At 49.0% G+C, this 20336-nt stretch carries 16 protein-coding genes; 11 read left to right on the forward strand and 5 right to left on the reverse strand.

The window, feature by feature from the left end:
• Positions 1-30: 30 nt before the first annotated feature.
• The 4 genes from T500_RS0111865 to T500_RS0111880 form a co-directional block, all read right to left on the reverse strand.
• Positions 31-1692, reverse strand: a complete 1662-nt coding sequence (locus T500_RS0111865; RefSeq protein WP_028908290.1) for an AMP-binding protein — start codon at positions 1690-1692, stop codon at positions 31-33.
• A 6-nt stretch (positions 1693-1698) separates the two neighbouring features.
• Positions 1699-3357, reverse strand: coding sequence for an AMP-binding protein (locus T500_RS0111870; RefSeq protein ID WP_028908291.1), 1659 nt, complete (start codon positions 3355-3357; stop codon positions 1699-1701).
• An 86-nt stretch (positions 3358-3443) separates the two neighbouring features.
• Positions 3444-4691: an ABC transporter permease gene (locus T500_RS0111875; RefSeq protein ID WP_028908292.1), complete on the reverse strand. Its 1248-nt coding sequence runs from the start codon at positions 4689-4691 to the stop codon at positions 3444-3446.
• A gap of 21 nt (positions 4692-4712) precedes the next feature.
• Positions 4713-5918: a pyridoxal phosphate-dependent aminotransferase gene (locus tag T500_RS0111880; protein WP_028908293.1), complete on the reverse strand. Its 1206-nt coding sequence runs from the start codon at positions 5916-5918 to the stop codon at positions 4713-4715.
• A gap of 125 nt (positions 5919-6043) precedes the next feature.
• Between T500_RS0111880 and T500_RS0111885 the strand changes: the two genes are divergently transcribed.
• From T500_RS0111885 to T500_RS0111895, 3 genes are read left to right on the forward strand one after another with little or no spacing between them, the layout of a single operon-like run.
• Positions 6044-7333: a hypothetical protein gene (locus tag T500_RS0111885; RefSeq protein ID WP_028908294.1), complete on the forward strand. Its 1290-nt coding sequence runs from the start codon at positions 6044-6046 to the stop codon at positions 7331-7333.
• Positions 7330-7806 carry a DUF4494 domain-containing protein gene (locus tag T500_RS0111890; protein ID WP_028908295.1) on the forward strand — a complete coding sequence of 159 codons (477 nt, stop codon included), beginning with the start codon at positions 7330-7332 and terminating at the stop codon, positions 7804-7806. Before T500_RS0111885 ends, T500_RS0111890 begins: the two co-directional genes overlap by 4 nt.
• Before the next feature lie 20 nt (positions 7807-7826).
• Positions 7827-8501 carry a YggS family pyridoxal phosphate-dependent enzyme gene (locus T500_RS0111895; RefSeq protein ID WP_028908296.1) on the forward strand — a complete coding sequence of 225 codons (675 nt, stop codon included), beginning with the start codon at positions 7827-7829 and terminating at the stop codon, positions 8499-8501.
• On the opposite strand, the gene T500_RS0111900 is transcribed toward T500_RS0111895, so the two are convergent.
• Positions 8473-9255: an EFR1 family ferrodoxin gene (locus tag T500_RS0111900; protein ID WP_028908297.1), complete on the reverse strand. Its 783-nt coding sequence runs from the start codon at positions 9253-9255 to the stop codon at positions 8473-8475. The genes T500_RS0111895 and T500_RS0111900 overlap by 29 nt on opposite strands.
• Before the next feature lie 198 nt (positions 9256-9453).
• On the opposite strand from T500_RS0111900, the gene T500_RS0111905 reads away from it, so the two are divergent.
• The 8 genes from T500_RS0111905 (at position 9454) to T500_RS0111945 (ending at position 20335) form a co-directional block, all read left to right on the forward strand.
• Positions 9454-10065 carry a DUF4840 domain-containing protein gene (locus tag T500_RS0111905; RefSeq protein WP_028908298.1) on the forward strand — a complete coding sequence of 204 codons (612 nt, stop codon included), beginning with the start codon at positions 9454-9456 and terminating at the stop codon, positions 10063-10065.
• Positions 10066-10071: 6 nt separating this feature from the next.
• Positions 10072-10578 (forward strand): NUDIX hydrolase, encoded by a 507-nt coding sequence (locus tag T500_RS0111910; RefSeq protein WP_028908299.1) that lies wholly within the window; start codon positions 10072-10074, stop codon positions 10576-10578.
• Positions 10579-10810: 232 nt separating this feature from the next.
• The gene (locus tag T500_RS16515) at positions 10811-12859 is read left to right on the forward strand and encodes a PP2C family protein-serine/threonine phosphatase (protein ID WP_230580901.1); all 2049 of its coding nucleotides are present in this window, start codon (positions 10811-10813) and stop codon (positions 12857-12859) included.
• A 158-nt stretch (positions 12860-13017) separates the two neighbouring features.
• A complete protein-coding gene (locus T500_RS0111925; protein WP_080694880.1) occupies positions 13018-14481 on the forward strand; it encodes a HAMP domain-containing protein in 1464 nt (487 codons plus the stop codon).
• Positions 14478-16430 (forward strand): ATP-binding protein, encoded by a 1953-nt coding sequence (locus T500_RS0111930; RefSeq protein WP_028908302.1) that lies wholly within the window; start codon positions 14478-14480, stop codon positions 16428-16430. The genes T500_RS0111925 and T500_RS0111930 overlap by 4 nt, the downstream gene beginning before the upstream one ends.
• Positions 16431-16511: 81 nt before the next feature.
• Positions 16512-17879 (forward strand): PTS galactitol transporter subunit IIC, encoded by a 1368-nt coding sequence (locus T500_RS0111935; RefSeq protein ID WP_028908303.1) that lies wholly within the window; start codon positions 16512-16514, stop codon positions 17877-17879.
• Between the two features lie 12 nt (positions 17880-17891).
• Positions 17892-18878, forward strand: a complete 987-nt coding sequence (kduI, locus tag T500_RS0111940; protein WP_028908304.1) for a 5-dehydro-4-deoxy-D-glucuronate isomerase — start codon at positions 17892-17894, stop codon at positions 18876-18878.
• A 2-nt stretch (positions 18879-18880) separates the two neighbouring features.
• The gene (locus T500_RS0111945; protein ID WP_013065039.1) at positions 18881-20335 is read left to right on the forward strand and encodes an MFS transporter; all 1455 of its coding nucleotides are present in this window, start codon (positions 18881-18883) and stop codon (positions 20333-20335) included.
• Position 20336: the final 1 nt, after the last annotated feature.

Raw genomic sequence — 20336 nt, forward strand, 5'->3', positions numbered from 1 at the left:
AAAGCCTCCCCGAAGGAGGCTTTATTCGTATTATTTGTAGAGGAAGCGTTTGATACTTCTCTTAGGTGTCTTCTCGAATTCCTCTTCGTGGATTTCGATTTCAGAAATCTTCTCGTAAGCAGGAAGTATCTCGTTCAGTCCGTTGCGGTTCTGCTCCATGATGTTCTTCAAGTCCTCCTCAGAGAATCCCAGGTTCTTGGCCTCGTCCATATCGGGGTGAACTAAAGCTACCAGCTTGTTGTCGCGCTGTACAACCACGCTTTCAATCACCATGGTCATCGAATTCAGCTTGTCCTCGATTTCCTCTGGATAGATGTTCTGTCCGTTAGGACCCAACAGCATGTTCTTTGAGCGTCCGTTGATAAACACGTTACCATCGGCATCCATCGTACCTAAGTCGCCAGTGTGGTACCAGCCATCGCGGTCGATGGTCTCGGCTGTAGCCTCAGGGTTCTTATAGTAACCCAACATCACGTTCGGCCCCTTGGTAAGAATCTCACCAGGAATACGCTGTGGATCGGGGGATACAATTTTTACCTCCTGATGCAAAGCTGCTCGTCCGCACGAACCTGGGGCAAAGGTATGCCAGTCGCGATAGCAGATGATAGGTGCACACTCAGTAGCGCCATAACCTACGGTGTAGGGGAAGTCGATACGCTTCAGGAAGCGTTCTACCTCCTGGTTCAGCGCTGCACCACCGATGATGACCTCGTACATGTTGCCACCAAAAGCCTTCAAAACCTCCTGACAAATCATCTCGCGTACCTTCTTCGAAATCACAGGCATCTGCAACAGCAGGCGCATGCGGTTGTTCTGTATCTTTGGGAATACCTTCTTGCGGATAATCTTCTCGATGATAAGAGGTACGGCGATGACGATACGTGGACGAATCTCGGCAAGGGCCTGTGCGATGATTGCAGGCGAGGGTACACGGTTCAGATAGTAAACATGACAACCGTGCAGGAACTCGAAGATAAACTCGAATGCCATACCATACATGTGGGCCATAGGCAACATTGAGATAACCTTATCGCCAGCCTTGATGGTGTTGCCCAGCACACTCATGGCAAAGTCGAAGTTCGACCAGAGCGCGCGATAGGGCAGCATAACGCCTTTAGAGAAACCTGTTGTGCCGCTGGTATAGTTGATAACGGCCAGTTCCTCAGGACTCTCCTCCATATAATAGTGTACGTGCTCCTTGCGGAAGTACTTGGGGAACTTCTTTCCATAAAGTTCGTTCAGGTGCTCGCGTGCGTAGGTTAATTTGTCGGTACGCGAAATCATGAGTGAGTAATCGGGGTTGTTGATGATACCCTCGAGTGTTGGCATGGCTAGGGGATCGATGATGGTAGCCACATGATCGCCCACAAACAGCAGTCGGGCTTCAGAGTGGTTCACGATGTTGTGTACCTGTTCGGCATTAAACTCGTGCAGAATGGGCACAGCTATAGCGCCGTAGGTAAGTGTGGCTAAGAATGCCACTGCCCATTGTGATGAATTACGACCGCAGAGGGCAATCTTATCGCCCTTCTGAATGCCGCTGTTTTCGAAAAGGATATGCAGCTTTTCGATTTTTCTGGCTACGTCATGAAACTGCAGCGTCTGTCCCTTAAAGTCGGTAAGCGCGTCGCGATCCCAATTGTCAATAATACTCTTTTGTATAAGAGCGTTAAAACTAGGTATATGTTCCATAAGCTATTACTTATTCTTGTATAGATAGCGTTTGATACTCTTCTTTGGTGTCTTGGCGAACTCTTCGTCATGCAGCTCGATAGCCGAGATACGGCTGTATGCAGGCAGCATATTGTTAAGCTCCTGACGGTTCTGTTCCATGATGTGTTCTAACTCCTCCTGACTGAAGCTTACCACCTCGTCCTGGTCAGGGTGAACCAAAGCCACCAGCTTTTCATCACGCTGTATCACGATGCTTTCCGATACCATAGCCATCGTGTTCAGCTTGTCTTCAATTTCTTCTGGATATACGTTTTGTCCGTTGGCGCCCAGCAGCATGTTTTTCAGGCGGCCACGAATAAATATGTGTCCGCTTGGCAGCATGGTGCCTAAGTCGCCTGTATGATACCAGCCCTCTTCGTCGATAGCCTCGCGTGTGGCCTCTTCGTTCAGGTAGTAACCTAACATCATGTTGGTACCCTTGGTCACAATCTCGCCAGCCACGTTCTGTGGGTCGGAACTCAGAATCTTCACCTCCATACGGTCGACAGGTTGTCCAACCGAACCGCCTATAAAGTCGTGGTAGTCTGAGAACGAAATCAGTGGGGCGCACTCGGTAGTGCCATAACCCACGGTGATGGGGAATCCGATTGAGAGCAGGAACTCTTCAACCTCCTTAGAGAGTGGGGCACCACCAACAATCACCTCGTACAGGTTTCCGCCAAAGGCATTATATACATCTTTACAGATGCGGTTCTTAACCTTCTTGCTCACTACTGGCATGTTAAGCAGCAGACGCATACGGTTGTTCTGTATCTTTGGGAATACTTTCTTGCGGATGATCTTCTCGATAATCAGCGGAACGGTAATGATACATGCAGGCTTTACGGTAGCAAACGCCTCGGCAATGATGGCTGGACTCGGCAGGCGAGTCAAGAAGAACAGATGGCAACCGTTGCAGAATCCGAACAGGAACTCTACGGCCATACCATACATGTGTGCCATAGGCAGAATGCTCAGCATGTTGTCGCCGGCCTTTACGTTGCGGCCAAGCACTCGCAAACAAAACTCTACGTTACCCCAAATAGCGCGGTAGGGCAGCATCACGCCTTTTGAAAAGCCCGTTGTACCGCTGGTGTAGTTAATCATCGACAACTCTTCGGCCGTATCCTCATGGTATTTTACATGTTCGGCACGGAATGCTTTGGGGAACTTGCTACCAAACATCATGTTAAGATGTTCGCGTGCGTATGTGATCTTCTCAGATCGCGATACGTGAAGCGAGAAATCGGGCAAGTTAAAGATGGCCTCCAAAGCTGGCATGGCTTCAGCGTCGATAGTCTTAACCGCAAAATCGCCTACAAACAGCAGGCGAGCGCCTGAGTGGTTCACTATATTCTGAATCTGCTCGCCGTTAAACTCATGCAGGATGGGTACGGCAACAGCACCATAGGTGAGTGTGGCTAAGAACGCAACAGCCCAATGGGCAGAGTTACGACCGCAAATGGCAATCTTGTCGCCCTTTACTACACCGCTATTCTCGAATAATATGTGGAGTTTTTCAATTTTGCGTGCAACGTCGTGATACTGAAGCGTAATGCCCTGATAATCAGTAAGGGCATCTTGATTCCAGTTGTCTACAATCGCTTTCTGGATTAAAGCATTAAAACTGCTAAATTCTTTCATTAAAACTGCACAATTTTTGAAATTTTGTGCAAAGGTAATTCATTTTTTGCACACTACCAAATGTTTTTGTGCAATTTTTTAAAAATTTACTCGTATCTCATTGATTTCGCAGGATGAATATGCGAAATCAGGTAACTTGGTGCTATCAGAACAAACACACAGATAAATAAGGTGGCTATGTTGATGAGTGCTATCAATGGCAGATTCAACTCCATTGGTGCTTCGCTCACATAGTAGGTTTGTGCGTCGAGAGTGATAAAACCTGTGTATTTTTGGAGCAGTACGATGCCGATACCCACGATGTTACCCCAGAACAATCCCTGACCGATGATGAATACCGAGAACCACAGGAATGTGTGGCGAACGGTATTGTTGCGGGCGCCTAGGGCCTTCAGGATACCAATCATCTGTGTGCGTTCCAGGATGATGATGAGCAAACCACTAATCATGGTAAAGCCTGCTACGCAAACCATCAGTGCCAAGATGATCCATACGTTGATATCGAGCAGTTCCAACCACGAGAATACTTGTGGGTACAACTCGTAAATGGTTTCGGATGTGAGTGAGTTGCCTTGTTCGTCGCTGGTACGGTTAATATTGTCGATAAACTGGTTGGCAGTATCGTTTACCTTCTCGAAATCCTTCACCAGCACTTCAATACCTGTAACCTGATTATCAGTCCAACCGTTCAGCTTGTTGGCGGTATGCAGGTCGGTAAAACACAGCGTCTCGTCGAAGCGTGTCATGTTGGTCTGGTAGATGCCACTGATGGTGAACTTACGAGTGCGGACATCCTGATTATCGATGAAATAGCCAAAAACCTTGTCGCCAACCTTGAGACGCATCTTGTCGGCTATCATCTTGGAAACCAGTAGTTTATACTTGCTTGTTTTATCGCTGAATGAAGTGACGTTTCCTGCTATAAGGTGCTGACTCAGAAAGGTGGTATCGTATTCTTCGGCGATGCCTTTGATGGCTATTCCTAAGAAATCTTCGTCGGTTTTCAGAATGCCCTGTGTCATGCTGAAGCGTTCGGCTTTTGCCACACCTGACAGCTTGCTAACAACCTTCATTAAGCTATCGTTGGCGCAGATGGGGTGCGGATCAGAACCGTTGTAGTTCATGATGTTGTGTACCTGGATATGGCTGCCAAAACCCACTACCTTGTCGCGGATGGTGTGCTTAAAACCTAGTACCACGCTTACCGTTACTATCATCACAGCCAGGCCAATAGCCACGCCGATGGTGGCTATACGAATAGCCGGGCGACTCACTTTTCGTTTGTCGCCCTGATCGCTATATATTCTTTTGGCTATGTATAGAGGAAAATTCAACTGTTAATTATCAATTATCAATTACTCTTCATCTACTCGTCCTGGGTAGGCTTCGAGTGCCTTGCGCAGTACGATAAGTGCGCGCTCAAGGTCTTTCTTCTGTAATACGTAGGCAATACGTACCTGATTGATACCTGCACCTGGGGTGGTATAGAATCCGGCTGCTGGGGCCATCATCACTGTCTCGCCCTCGTATTCGAACTCCGACAGGCACCAACGGCAGAACTTCTCGGCATCATCTACGGGCAGCTTGGCTACGGTGTAGAAAGCACCCATGGGGATAGGTGAGTAAACACCAGGAATGCGGTTCAGTCCGTCGATCAGGCACTTACGGCGCTCAACATACTCGTCGTACACATCGCGATAGTACTCCTCGGGTGCATCCAGCGAAGCCTCGGCCACAATCTGTCCGATGAGTGGGGGAGAGAGACGAGCCTGACAGAACTTCATCACGGCCTTACGTACCTCGGCGTTCTTGGTAATCAGGGCGCCAATACGGATACCACACTCTGAGTAACGCTTAGATACTGAGTCGATCAGGATTACATTCTGCTCAATTCCTTCCAGGTGGCAAGCCGAAATATAAGGCGAGCCTGTGTAGATGTACTCACGATAAACCTCGTCGGAGAAGAGATACAGGTCGTACTTCTTCACCAGGTCGCGAATCTGGTTCATTTCGCGTCGTGTGTACAGGTAACCCGTTGGGTTATTGGGGTTACATATCATAATGGCGCGTGTACGCTCATTAATCAACTCCTCGAATTTCTCTACCTTGGGGAGTGAGAAACCCTCCTCGATGGTAGTGGCAATGGTGCGGATTTTGGCTCCTGCCGAGATGGCAAAGGCCATATAATTGGCGTAAGCAGGCTCTGGTACGATAATCTCATCGCCAGGATTCAGGCAGCTCAGGAATGCAAACAGCACCGCCTCGCTACCACCACTGGTAATGATGATATCATCAGCTGTTACGTTAATATTGTACTTAGCATAATAGTCTACCAACTTTTCGCGATAGCTCTGATAACCCTGCGAGGGTGAATACTCCAGGATACTGCGATCTATCTGCTTCAGGGCATCGAGTCCTACTTGCGGTGTTGGCAGGTCAGGCTGACCGATGTTCAGATGGTACACCTTGGTACCTCTTTTCTTAGCGGCTACAGCGAGAGGGGCGAGTTTTCTGATAGGCGACTCGGGCATCTCAAGTCCGCGAACTGATATCTCAGGCATCTCTTAATTTACAATTTTACAATTTTACAATTTACAATTTGCGGTGCAAAGTTACTAAAATATTTTTAAATCGTGCTTTTTTTCGATTTATTTGTTTACTTTTGCAGCAAAATTGTGAGCTTACGATGAATTTCGAGGAATTATTAGAAACGCGTGACGTTAGAAAAACCACGAAAGTCCGTCTTCCCTACGGTTACTTCTACAAGCGGTTGATCGATGGAAAGTACTCTAACTTCGTGGAGTTCCACGACGAGGTGGCCGATCATGTCGCCTTTAGTAATTGTGTGCGTACCGAGGCTGCCGATATGGAGAAGGTTAAGAATAAGCACCAGCTGCACTTTGTGCCCAACGAGGGCGACGGCGGTGTTTATGCCATAGCGGTTGAGGTGGGCAACTTCGTGACTTTCGAGCAGCTGCTGAACGAGAATCCAGCTGTTGTGGCGCGCGAGGATTTTGCCAACAACACGTTGCGCGATCTGGTAGAACTTACCCATCAGCTTAACGAGCAGGGCGTGTATCACGTATGTTTTGCCCCCTGTAACGTGTTAGCTCGCAAAAACGATGCAACCATCCGTCTGCTTTGTCATGGTTCGTTCTATGCTAAATTGGATCAGGAGATACTGTACGACGGACTTGAGGATTATGTAGCGCCTGAGGTGCTGGCTGGTGGCGAGATGGATGCCCGTGCCGATGTGTACTCGATGGCCAAGTTTGTGGTGTGGCTGTTTCATTCAGCTGGTCTGCCATTTGAGTGGCGCCAGATTATCGCCAAGGCCACAGCCGAAGATCCCGACCGCCGTTACCAGACGGTTCACGATTTCTACCATGCGCTCATCAGTCGTAAGCAGATGCGTCGCACAGCTATGGTAGGGTTGGCTGCAGTTGCTATAGCGCTGGCCATTGTGGGTAGCTATTTCTATATGTTGCCCCAGCCCGAGGAGGTAGAATACGTGAAGGCTGTTGAGGAGCCTATCCCCGATGATATGCTCGACGAGGAGAACCTGCTATACGGCTTGGGTGCCGATGCCGATTCGGCTACCATCGCCAATATTGTGGCCAAGCAGATGCGTATGAAGGATTCGCTCTCTATCGACGAGAAGGAGATGAAAGAGTATCAGGCCAAGGCCGAGCAGATATTCCGCAAACAGTTTACCAAAGAGGCCGACCGTATCCTCTCGAAGGTTTATAACAACAAGCAGATGAACCTTTCGGAAAAGGATTTTTTGGCGCGCAGCCGTAGTATGACCGAGGAGTTGGCCAAGGCCGAGCAGGAGCTTGCCAAAAGCAGCAACCTGGGTAACGAGCGCTCGCAGCGTATTGCCAGTGAGATTATCGACCAGCTTACCACCAAGAAAATGGAGGCGCTGGACAAAGATTATATGGGAATTAAAAAGAATAAAACAGAAAACAAATGAGAAGTAGAACAGCAATGTGGTTTGAATGCAAGATCCGTTATGAAAAGGTAACCGAGGACGGCTTGCAGAAGAAAGTAAACGAAAATTATGTAGTCGACGCCCTGAGTTTCAGCGAGGCCGAGACCCGCATCACCGAGGAGATGTCGTCGTATATCAGCGGCGAGTTCGAGGTGGCCGATATAAAGAAAGCAGCTTACAAAGAGGTATTCTTTACCGATGATAACATTGCCGATAAGTGGTACAAGGCCAAGCTCCAGTTCATCACTATCGACGAGAAGACTGAGAAGGAGAAGCGTTCAACCGTTAACTACCTGGTTCAGGCTGGTTCAATGAACGGTGCCATGAAGAATATCGACGAGGTGATGGGCGGTACCATGATCGACTATGTAGTTTCGTCGGTAGCCGAGACAACGTTGATGGACGTTTACGAGTACGGCAAAAAGAATGATAAGCCCGAATACGAGCAGCAGTAAAAAACACAAACGATACGATGATGGATTACGACGTTAAATTCCATCTGCACGAGGTGCTCGATACATTGCCACAAGGTGTTCGCCTTGTGGCTATCTCTAAATATCACCCTAACGAGTATATCGAGGCTGCCTACGAGGAGGGTCAGCGTGTGTTTGGCGAAAGTCACGAACAGGAGTTGCGCCAGAAGCACCAGACGTTGCCTCTGGATATCGAGTGGCACTTTATCGGCCATTTGCAGACCAACAAGGTAAAGTATATCGCACCTTATGTAACGATGATCGAGGCTGTTGACTCGCTCAAACTTTTGCGCGAGATTAACAAACAGGCCGAAAAGTGTGGCCGCCGTATCAAGGTGCTGCTCGAGCTGCATATTGCCGAGGAGGCTACCAAGTACGGACTTACGCTCGATGCCTGCCGCGAACTGTTGGCAGCAGGCGAGTGGCGCGAGATGCAGCATGTGCAGATTTGTGGCTTGATGATGATGGCATCGTTTGTGGATGACGAAGCGCAGATTCGTCGCGAGATGCAGACTGCCCGCGATTTCTTCGACGAGGTGAAAGCTCAGTATTTTGCTAACGACGAAGCGTTTTGTGAGCGTTCGTGGGGTATGAGCGATGATTATCCCATCGCCCTGCAGACTGGCTCAACCATGATACGTGTGGGCACTAAGATTTTTGGTCCCCGCGTTTATTAAAATAGTACTGGCCGCGCTTACGTGTAATCTTGCCAAAGTTGATGGCATGCACGGGGCAATAATGAAAACAGGCTAAACAAGAGGTGCACCGTCCGTTGTGAATCCACTCGGGCGGTGTTCCTTGTATATTGTCCACAGGGCATACTTTTATACATTTGCCACATTTAATACACACATCCTCATCAACCGTAAACTTCTTGTCGTTTACCATGCGGGCATTAAAGTAAGCACCAATCACGTACGAGTAAAGTCGGGGAGTGCCGCCTTTCACTAACTCCTCAATACCCGTCTTGCGCTCGCGTATAACTGATATGATATGTGGCAGCATCTTTCGCGCCTGGTTTATCTTGGCGTGCTCCTTCTCCTCCGTATCCGTGTACATAAACGGCAGACACACATAGCTTTCAGGCATCACAACGGCAAACTGCGTGGTGGCCTGTAAGCCGATAGCTGCCAAATCCTTGTTCAGTATCGTCATTGTTTCGCCCATGTTGTCGCCACAGGTCGTCAGCGCCCAACAATAAGCGTTATTTTTCGAAATAGATAGTTTGCTGATAAACTCTCGTACTATTCTGGGGGGCTGCCAGCCGTGAGTAGGGAAGCAGAAACCGATGCTTTCGTTCTGCTTTAATTCAAACTGATACTGTCCCTCGCGCATCAAGTCGGGGATGTAATAAAGCTCTTCGCCGATGGCCTCGCTTATCTGCTGAGCCACCCATTTGGTGTTTCCTGTGCCTGTAAAATAGAATATCATGGTGCAAAAATACATTTTTTTGTTGATATTCTGATTAAAGTTTCGTGTTTTTCGCAAAAACAATATACCTTTGCAGGGTCGAAACCTAAAAAAACGACGAATTAAATATTATTAACGGTTAGTGATGCAAGATTTTGGGTTGTAGTGCATTTAGAGTGTGTACAATTCAAATCACAAAACAAAAACAATTAGTAAAAAATGAAAGCATTAAAAATTTTCTCTGTTGCATGCTGCATGGCAGCTGTTTGTTTAACATCGTGTATTGGTGATGATAGCAGTGAGGTTAAGAACCTTACTCAAGGCGAGATTGCTACCTGTTTGAATGCCGTTCGTGGTACTCATCTTGGTAAGGTGTATTATTCGGCTCCCACCCAGAAAGATGTGAACAATGTAGATTCAGTAGACATCAGCTGGACTATCTCTACCGATAGCACCATGACCATCCACGATTTCCCCGCCCGTTTGCTGGCTCACAATATCGATAGCGTAAGTACTCAGGGTAAGGAACTGCGTGCTGCCCTTCAGGCAGCCCCCGATCAGGATATCGATTGCTACATTGGTTTTATGAAGATTTCGCCTATCTACTGGCTCATTAACCCCAAGGCTCCAAAATATACTGTTAAGCTCAACGATGGCGAGCACAAGGTACAGGTAGCTTTCTATTCTACCAATAGCTATTCAAGCGGTATCTATAACACCAGCACTAAGGAGTTCTCGATGGAGATTATCGAGGGTGCCATCTATATGGACGATAAGCTTACCTCATATCTTAGCAACGCCACACCATTTGTTTTTTATCGCAACAAATAATAAGTGGTGATGAGCGATAATAGTGAGGAACTATTCCCTGTGGTAGCCGATGACGGCAGCGTTATCGGCTCAGCCACACGAGGCGAGTGTCATAGCGGCTCTCGTCTTTTGCATCCTGTAGTGCATCTGCATGTGTTTAACAGTAAGGGTGAGGTATATCTGCAGCGTCGCCCTGAATGGAAGGATATTCAGCCAGGCAAGTGGGATACCAGCGTGGGCGGTCATATAGATTATGGCGAGAACCCTGAGCAGGCCTTGGTACGCGAGGTGCGCGAGGAGCTTGGTATTACCGACTTTAAGCCCGAGCGGGTAGGAATGTACGTATTTGAGAGTGCACGCGAGCGCGAATTGGTATATGTACATCGTACCGTTTACGATGGTCCTGTTACCCCTTCAGCCTCTGAGCTTGATGGTGGTCGGTTCTGGAGCATCCAGGAGATACGTCTGGCGATGGGGCGCGGATTCCTGACGCCTAATTTCGAGAGTGAGTTCCGCAAGTTCTTCTTGGCGTGATATCCCCCTCTGTAATACTATATTTTAAGCCCTGCAACTTGTGTTGTGGGGCTTATTATTATACAGCTATTATCCATAAAACCAAAACCCCAAAAATGGTTTCCTTAAAATTAATTAACAGACGCTTGGAGTGCCAGATATAATGCTTACCTTTGCGCCACAAAAAAGGACTGTTTTCAGTAACACCAACACCAAAAAGGGAATTTTATTCACCAACACCAAACACAAAGTTATGAGATTAAAATGTATGATGGCCGCAGTGGCCTTATTGTTTTCAGGAGTTCTGCTATTCTTTACATCATGTGACAACCAACACGATTATCAGATTCAGGACGATGTTCTTTACACATTGCTTGCTCCCTACAACGTAGAGGGCATGGAACAACGTGGTGATAGCTTGTACGAGGCTGGACAGATTACCGACCTTTGCCGCAAGTTCTATCACGCTTATCCTCTCTGTAGTAAACATCACCAGTTTAACGCGGCCGTTCCCATTTTCCGTGAGATGCTGAAGGATGGTACTGAGGACTCGTTGGAGCGCTTGTTCCAGATTTATGCCGCTTCGGAGCTGACGATGATTTTGCGCTATCAGGGTCATATCGAGACCTCGATGCTGACGGCTATCGATGCTATGCAGCGATTCTCGCTCGATGAGGCGCTGCAGGACCAGATAGCCCTTGAAAGCTATATCCGCTTAGGAACCTTCGTGGGCGACGGTATGGTGTCGACAGGCGACTATGACGAGGCTGAAAAGCAGTTCCAGAAGTACTTCGATCTCTCTAACGAGATGAAGGATGGTGTGCTGCGACTAGCTGAGTGGTATCCACGCCATTTCGAGCTGTTCGAGATTATCATCCGTGCCTACACCACCAGCGGTCAGTACGATCGTGTGCTGCCTTGGGTGGAGCGTTGCGAGGAGTCGGTTGATGAGTATTACAAGTCGCCCGAGTTTAAGGATATGCCTCATACTACCACACAGTTTGTGGAGGGCTATCTTGCTGGTGCTCAGATATGTAAGGCTGTTGCGCTCGAGCATTTGGGGAGACCAGAGGAGGCTGCTGAGGCTTACAATAAATACCTGAAGAGCGATATGGCTCACACCGTTATCGGTCGCCTTAATCGCGCCTTCTATCTCTCGGCCAGCCACCACTACCGCGAGGCTGCTATCATCTTCCAGAGTCTGGATAAGGCGCTGGCTGTTTATAGCCCCAGCATCTCGCTCGACTGGATTCACGAGTACTATCTGCCTAAGTTCGAAGCCAACCTGAATGCAGGTATGCGCGACTCGGCTTACGTGCAGGCCGCTATGATTTGCGAGCGCCTTGATACCACCCTGACTAAGTACATGCACGACGAGGGTAGTCAGCTGGGTCATATCTATGCCTCGCTGAAGAAAGAGGAGAAGATTATCGAGCAGGAAGAGCACATTATCAAGCAGCGTACCTGGGGCCTGTCGGGTTTCATTGTGCTGATGGTAGGCTTCTTCTCTAGCTATACCGTTCGTAATCGTCGTCACAGTCGCCGTTTGGCCGAGGTGAAGGCTGCTCAGGAGCGTATCGAGAGCGAGTTGCGGATTGCGCGCGATATCCAGATGAGTATGGTGCCTCACGAGTTCCCCAAGCACCACGGGCTTGATATGTTTGCCTATATGGAGCCTGCCAAGGAGGTTGGTGGCGACCTGTATGGTTACGTGTTCGACCATAACAAGTTGTATTTTGCCGTTGGCGACGTGAGTGGTAAGGGTATCCCTGCCTCGCTGTTCATGGCGCAGGTTACACGTCTGTTCCATACCTTGGCCGACGAGCACCTGCAGCCTGCCCAGATTTGTAACATCATGAACAAGGAGCTGTCGGGCGACGATAACATCAACGGTATGTTCGTAACCCTGTTTATTGGTCTGCTCGATCTCGATAGTGGTCACCTCAGTTTCTGTAATGCCGGTCATAATCCTCCTATCATTGATTGTGGCGTCAAGGCTGCCGATTTCCTTACCATCGAGCCTAACGCACCTATTGGCTTGTGGCCCGAGGTAGAGTATATTGGCGAGGAGATTGAGAGCATCAAGGGCCGCACCCTGCTGGTTTACTCGGATGGTTTGAACGAGGCCGAGAATCTGGAGCAGAAGCAGTTGGGCGATGAGCGCCTGCTCGAAATTCTGCGCTATACACCATTTGTATCGGCCCGCCAGATGATAAACCGTTTGCAGACCGAGGTTAATACCCATCGTAACGGAGCCGATCCTAACGACGATTTAACCATGCTCTGTTTGCGTGTAAGCTGATATTACCCAGCACAATCATTCATATATAGAGTCCATTGTCGGGAGCTCGCAGTGATGCGGGCTCCTGCTCTTTTTGTTAAAAATATGGCAAAAAGTTTGGTTGTATTAATTTTTTTTGTATCTTTGTCCCCAAACAATCTTCTATTAATTTTGGAACAATGAAACCGAACATTCTATATACCATCATAAAATCACTATCTGCAAAGCTCAGTTTGTGGGTAGTTTTGTTCGTGTCAATATTGTTTGCCGCCACTTTCTCCTTGATGTTCTATTATGCCCGCCAGGCGGTTCACGACGAATCGCTGGGTAAGGCCGAGGATATACTTGATAAGTTTGAGATTGTGGTGGGGCAGAAGTTGCACGAGATTGAGGTGATAACCCGTCAGACGCATTGGTGGGTAGAGCAGAATCTGAACGACACGCTCGAGATTGGTAAGTACACCCAGCAGATACTTGCCAACGAACCCACGATTATAGGTATTGCCACCGCCTTTGTGCCTGGCACCTTCCCCGATCGTGGCGAAAAGGATTATATGATTTACTATCATCGCAAGAAAGGGAAGATAGTCAGAAGCGAGCAGTTTGCCCACGACTCGTATCTGCACCAGCAGTGGTACGAGGAGCCTATGACCCGCGATAAGAATATGTGGACAGAGCCCCGCGAGGATTACCGAACCGACGATGAGCCTATTATCACCTACGCCATGCCTATACACAAGGATGGTAAGGTAGTAGGTGTGTATGGTGTAGATATCTCTATCTATTGGTTGACGAAAATCGTTCACGAGCAGCGTCCGTTACCTAATGTAACAGGTTCGCTCATGACCCATTCGGGAGCTTTTGTCATCCACCCCGATACCTCGTTGCTGCGCCCACGCGCCATGTTTAAGCTGATGGAGATGTATCCTGAGGAGAAGTATAGCTTAACAGCCTATAGGATGATGAACGGCTTGAGTGGTACAGAGCAGCTCAGCCTGAACGGTACGCCCCGTGTTTTAGCTTATAAGCCTTTCGAGGATACTAAATGGGAGATTACGGTGGCATGCCCCGAGGACGAGATTATGGGTAACTACAACACGATGATTCCGCTGATGTTTGCAGTAGTGCTGCTGGCATTGGTAGCTATCGTGGTGTTCTGTTCGGTGTTTATCCATCGCGAGCTGCACCCGTTGCGCGCTCTCGAGAAGTCGGCCCGATTGATTAAGAACGGTCATTACGATGTGCCTATCAAGACCAGTAACCGCCAGGACGAGGTGGGTGTTCTGACCAACAGCTTTATTACCATGCAGCAATCCATCAGGCAGCATCTCGACGAGATCGACCACAAGAATCTGATGCTGGTTGAGCAGAACTGGCAGCTTACCGAGGCTCAGAAGCATAAGACCGAGGCTGATAGGGTGAAGATGATATTCCTGCAGAACATGACCGACCAGATGGACGAGCCCGTTAACGAGATATCGCGACTGGTAACCGAGGTGCGCCAGCATCATCAGGAGATGACCCACGAGCAGATTGTAGAGTTGGCCAATCAGGTTGATGCCCATACGTTTACTGTTACTCAGTTGCTGGGCAAACTGCTCGAAGTAGCAACTAAAAAACAAGAAGAGGAGGGAGAGGCATGAGTATATTATTGAATCGCATCAAACGCAAGCTGTCGCTCAAACTCAGTTTGGGTATCCTCTTGTTCCTGGTAGTGGTGTTCACACTATCCATCGGCACCTTGTTCCTTTATTCGCGCCAGCTGGTAAAGCAGCAGGCTATGGAGCGCGCCAACCTTGAGCTCGAGAACTGTACCGAGCGTGTAAACGAGCTGATGAACGAGGTGGAAGTGGCCACCCGTACTGCCGTATGGCATCTGGGCGACGACATACGCCCCGACTCGCTGCTGAATTACATCCGATTGGTAGTAGGGCAGAATCCAAACTTTGATGGTTGTTCGGTGGCTATGGCGCCCAATTTCTTCCCCGATCGTGGCCGCTATTTCTCAGTTTATGCCTATAACCCGGAAAATGCCGATACGGTAGTGGCTAAGATTGAGAAGCCTTACAACTATTTCGACAAACCTTGGTATCGCACAGCCGCCACCTTAGGCAAACCCTGCTGGGTTGAGGCTTATGCCGAGGATTTGCAGGGTGTAGAGTCGACCGATTTCAACGATATGATCGTGTCGTACTGCGTGCCGATGTACGATCGCCACAAGCGTCTGATGAGTGTCATCTCAACCGACTTGGCCATCGACTGGCTGTCGGAGGTGATATCGTCGTATAAGCCGTATCCTAAATCGTATGTCATGTTGCTGGGTGCCAATGGCCAGTATATTGTGCATCCCGATACCACGAAGCTTAAGAGTCGTACTATTTTCAGCGATGCCGATCCCACTAACCAGCAGGATCTGATTTCGCTTGGTCACCAGATGATAGCCGGTAAGAAAGGTATGCTCAACGTAAAGGTGAATGGCGAGCCTTGTGTGGTGCTCTATCAGTCGCTTACCAAAGCCCCATGGAGCATGGCGCTGATATGTTACGAGAGCGATATCTTTGTGAGCTATAACAAACTGCTCTACATTCTGATACCTGTGCTTACGTTTGGTTTGCTGCTCATTCTGGTATTCTGCCTCAATGTGGTGTCGATGATGGTGCAGCCGCTTAACGACCTGACCCGCCAGATCAGCTACATTACCGACGGCCACTTCCACGAGGCCATCAGCTTCAGTAGGCGTAAGGATGTGATAGGTCGCCTGCAGAATAATTTTGCTGAGATGCAACAGGCCCTGAGTAGTCACATCCTGGACCTGAAGCAAACCAATCTTGAGGCCGAGCGGATGAACCAGGATTTGGCCGAGGCCAACGAGCAGGCACGTAAGGCCGACGAGAAGAAGAACGAGTTCTTGCAGGATATAACCCACCAGATACGTACGCCGCTCAACATTATCAACGGCTTTACCCAGGTGCTGCGCGACGATTACGAGAGCATCCCTCAGGAGGAGCTCGGCAATATTACAGAAACTATGCAAACCAACGCCATCCTCATCAGTCGTATGGTGGGTATGCTGATTGTAGCCTCGAATGCCGGTAAGGATGTAAAGGTGGATACCCATGAGCGTGTTTGCATTAAGGAGCTGATACAGCAAGTGGCCGATATCTACGCCTCGCGCCCGCCGCATACCATCGATTTGACTACCGATGTGCAGGTGGATGACAAGCGTACGGTTAAAACCAATCGCGACTATCTTACCAAGGCCTTGAACGAGTTGCTGTTCAACGCCAAGAAGTTTACTACCGAGGGCCATGTAAAACTGTCGGTAAAGACCGATGGACTCAAGGTGATGTTCTTTGTCGAGGATACTGGTCCTGGTATTAGCGAGAGTGTTCGCAAGAATCTTTTCGATACATTCGAGAAGGGTGATATCTTTACCGAGGGTTTGGGCTTGGGCTTGCCAGTATGCCGCCAGTTGGTGCGCCTGATTGGAGGCGAGCTGAAGCTGGATGCCACCTATACCAACGGCTCACGATTTGTGATTGTGATACCCGACGAAGAGGCATGGGTTGACCTGCACGACGACTTACGTTAACGTTTGAGTAAAAAAAACGTTCGCTTTCTCGTGTTGTTCAGCAAAAATGTGTATCTTTGCACCAAAAATCGACTAAAAACAATGGAACAAGTATTCAGTTACATTATCAGTCTTGGTGCATCGGTCATGATGCCCATACTGTTTACTATTATTGGACTTTGTATTGGATTAAAATTCGGAAAGTCTTTAAAATCAGGACTTTACGTAGGTGTAGGATTTGTTGGTCTGGGCATTGTAACGGCCCTGCTGACTAACAATTTTGGCGATCCGCTTTCTGAGATTTCGCGTTTGTACAACCTCCAGCTCGGCGTGTTCGATATGGGTTGGCCGGCAGCAGCTGCTGTGGCTTATAACACGGCTGTAGGCGCATTGATTATCCCCATCTGTCTGGGTGTAAACTTCCTTATGCTCATCACCAAAACCACCCGCACCGTTAATATCGACCTATGGAACTACTGGCACTTTGCCTTTATTGGTGCCGTAGCCTATTTCGTGATGGATCAGAGTCTGGCATGGGGCTATTTCGCAGCTATCGTATGCTACATCAACACATTGGTAATGGCCGACCTTACAGCGCCTAAGTTCCAGGGCTATTACGAGGGTATGGAGGGCATCTCTATCCCACAGCCTTTTGTGCAGAGTTTCACCCCGTTTGCCATGCTCGTTAATAAGGGCTTGGATATGATTCCTGGTTTCTCAAAGCTGGATATCGATGCCGAGGGATTGAAAAAGAAGTTTGGTGTGCTGGGCGAGCCCCTGGTATTGGGTGTTATCGTTGGTGCGCTGATTGGTGCGCTGGCTCAGTTGGATATTAAGAAGATCCTGTTCCTGGGTGTTACCATGGGTGCAGTGATGGAGCTCATCCCTCGTATCACCAAGCTGTTTATCGACGGTCTGATGCCTATCTCAGAGAAGACACAGGAGGTGGTTAAGAAGAAGTTCAATGGTAAGAAGGTATATATCGGCATGTCGCCAGCATTGGTTATCGGTCATCCCACCACGCTGGTAGTATCGCTGCTGTTGATACCTGTAACCTTGGGCTTGGCTGTTATCCTGCCAGGCAATGAGTTCCTGCCTCTGGCCTCGTTGGCTGGCATGTTCTATGTGTTTGTGATGGTGCTGCCTTATACCAAGGGTAATGTGGTTAAGACGTTTATCGTAGGTTTGGTGGCGCTGGCCATTGGCCTGTGGTTTGTAACCGATATGGCGCCCGCCTTTACGCAGGCCGCCCACACTGTGTTTGAGCAGACTGGCGATAACGCCGCCAAGATTCCTGAGGGCTTCGAGGCTGGCGCGCTCGACTTTGCATCAAGCCTGTTTGGCTGGACCATCTACAAGTGCGTTAACAACCTGCAGTGGGTTGGTCTGGGCGTGCTTACTGTCTTCACCGCTGGTATGATGTGGTTCAACCGCCAGCGCATTATCGCCGATGAAAAGAATAATCAATAATAATTAATAACAATGAAGAAATCAATTTTTACTTTGATGCTTATGGGAAATCTGATGACGGCCTTTGGCCAGCAGAACATGACGTTCCAGACGGCTTGTCACCCTGCCGACGTGAAACATTACGACACGCAGACCCTGCGCGACCGTTTTGTGATGGAGAAGGTGATGGCGCCCGATGAGATTAACCTCACTTATTCGTACTACGATCGTTTTATCTACGGAGGCGCAATGCCTGTTAACAAGGATCTGAAGCTGGAGACTCATCCCCAGCTGCGTGCCGACTATTTTATGCGTAACCGCGAGTTGGGCATTATTAATACTGGTGGTCCTGGCGTGGTTATCGTCGATGGTCAGGAGTATCCACTTGGCTATAGCGAGGCCCTTTATGTGGGTCGTGGTTGGCTGGGTAAGGACAAGAAAGGTAACGATATCGACAGCAACAAGGAGGTTATCTTCCGCTCAAAGGATGCTCAGAACCCTGCTAAGTTCTATCTTAACTCGGCTACTGCCCACCAGCACTATAAGACGCAGTGGGTTACACTCGATGGTCGTAAGAACGGTAAGGTACAGAGTCTGAAGGCTGTGATTGTTGGTACAAAAGAGAAGCCTCTGGGCACCAAGGCCGAGAGCAACCAGCGTACCATCAACCAGCTGATTGTAAATACCGCCCTCGAGGAGGGTCCCTGCCAGTTGCAGATGGGTTTGACCCAGTTGCAGGAGGGTAGCGTATGGAACACCATGCCACCTCACACCCATGGTCGCCGTATCGAGGCTTATTACTATTTCAATCTGCCCGAGGGTCAGCAGGTAAGCCACGTGATGGGCGAGCCCCAGGAAACCCGTGTGGTATGGCTCAAGAACGAGCAGGCCATCATGAGTCCTGAGTGGAGCATCCATTGCGCATCGGCCACTTATTACTATACCTTTATCTGGGGGATGGCTGGCGAGAACTTGAACTATAACGATAAAGATAACATCGAAGTTAAAGACCTGAGATAATTATGACACCAGTACAGACTACAAAAATGTCCAACTTCCGTTGGGTTATCTGTGCGCTGCTGTTCCTGGCAACCACAGTAAACTATATGGACCGTCAGGTTCTCTCTTTGACTTGGAAAGATTTTATCGCTGTTGATTTCCATTGGACCGATGCCGATTATGGTAAGATTACGGGTTTGTTCTCGTTGTTCTATGCCATCGCCAACCTGTTCTCAGGTAAGTTCATCGATTGGATGGGTACAAAGAAGGGTTATCTCATCGCCATCTTTGTATGGAGCACAGGTGCTGTGATGCACGCTGGCTGCGGATGGGTAGCTATGAATATCGAGGGTTACGACAGTATCGAGGCTCTGCGCATGGTGCAGGCTGGTAGCGATGCCGCTGTGGCCATTGCCACCATCTCAGTATGGTTGTTCCTCTCATGCCGTATGATTCTGGCTGTGGGCGAGGCTGGTAACTTCCCCGCTGCCATCAAGGCCACTGCCGAGTACTTCCCCAAGAAGGACCGTGCTTTCTCTACCTCTATCTTTAATAGTGGTGCATCGGTAGGTGCGCTGGCTGCACCTGCTACTATCCCCCTGTTGGCCCGTGCCTGGGGATGGGAGATGGCCTTTGTTATCATTGGTGTGCTGGGTTATGTTTGGATGGGCTTGTGGATGTGGCTGTACGAAAAGCCACGTAGCAACAAGTTCGTTAACCAGGCCGAGCTGAACTACATTGAGCAGGACAACGACCTTGAAGAGGTGAAGGATCGCGGCGAAGTGAAGGAGGAGAAGGCTATCCCATTCCTCAAGTGCTTTACCTATCGTCAGACTTGGGCTTTCCTCGTAGGTAAGCTCATGACCGATGGTGTTTGGTGGTTCTTCCTGTTCTGGGCGCCTGCTTACTTCAGCGACCAGTACGGCTATACCTCCGATTCGGCTATGGGTATTGCGCTCATCTTTACGCTCTACCTCATTGTAACCGTTCTCTCTATCGGTGGAGGTTATCTGCCAACCTATTTTGTTGATAAGAAGGGCATGAACCCCTATCTGGGTCGTATGCGTGCCATGCTGATATTTGCTTGTTTCCCAGTATTAGGTCTGTTGGCTCAGCCTCTTGGTGCTTATAGCGCTTGGTGGCCAGCTATCCTGATTGGTCTTCTGGGTGCAGGTCATCAGGCATGGAGTGCCAACCTGTTCTCAACCATCGGCGACATGTTCCCCAAGAGCACCATCGGTACTATCGTTGGTCTGGGTACTATGACTGGTGGTTTCGGCTCGATGGCCATCAACATGGGTTCGGGTGAGTTCTTTACCTGGGCAGCTAATCAGGGTGCCGCCTTCCAGTTCTTCGGTTTCGAAGGCAAGCCTGCTGCTTACATGGTAGTATTCTGTATCTGTGCTGTAGCCTACCTCATTGGTTGGTGCATCATGAAGGCACTCGTACCAAAGTACAAGCCCATCGTGCTCGAGTGAT

This window comes from Xylanibacter ruminicola Ga6B6 (genome assembly GCF_000687715.1).
Taxonomy (GTDB): Bacteria; Bacteroidota; Bacteroidia; order Bacteroidales; family Bacteroidaceae; genus Prevotella; species Prevotella ruminicola_B.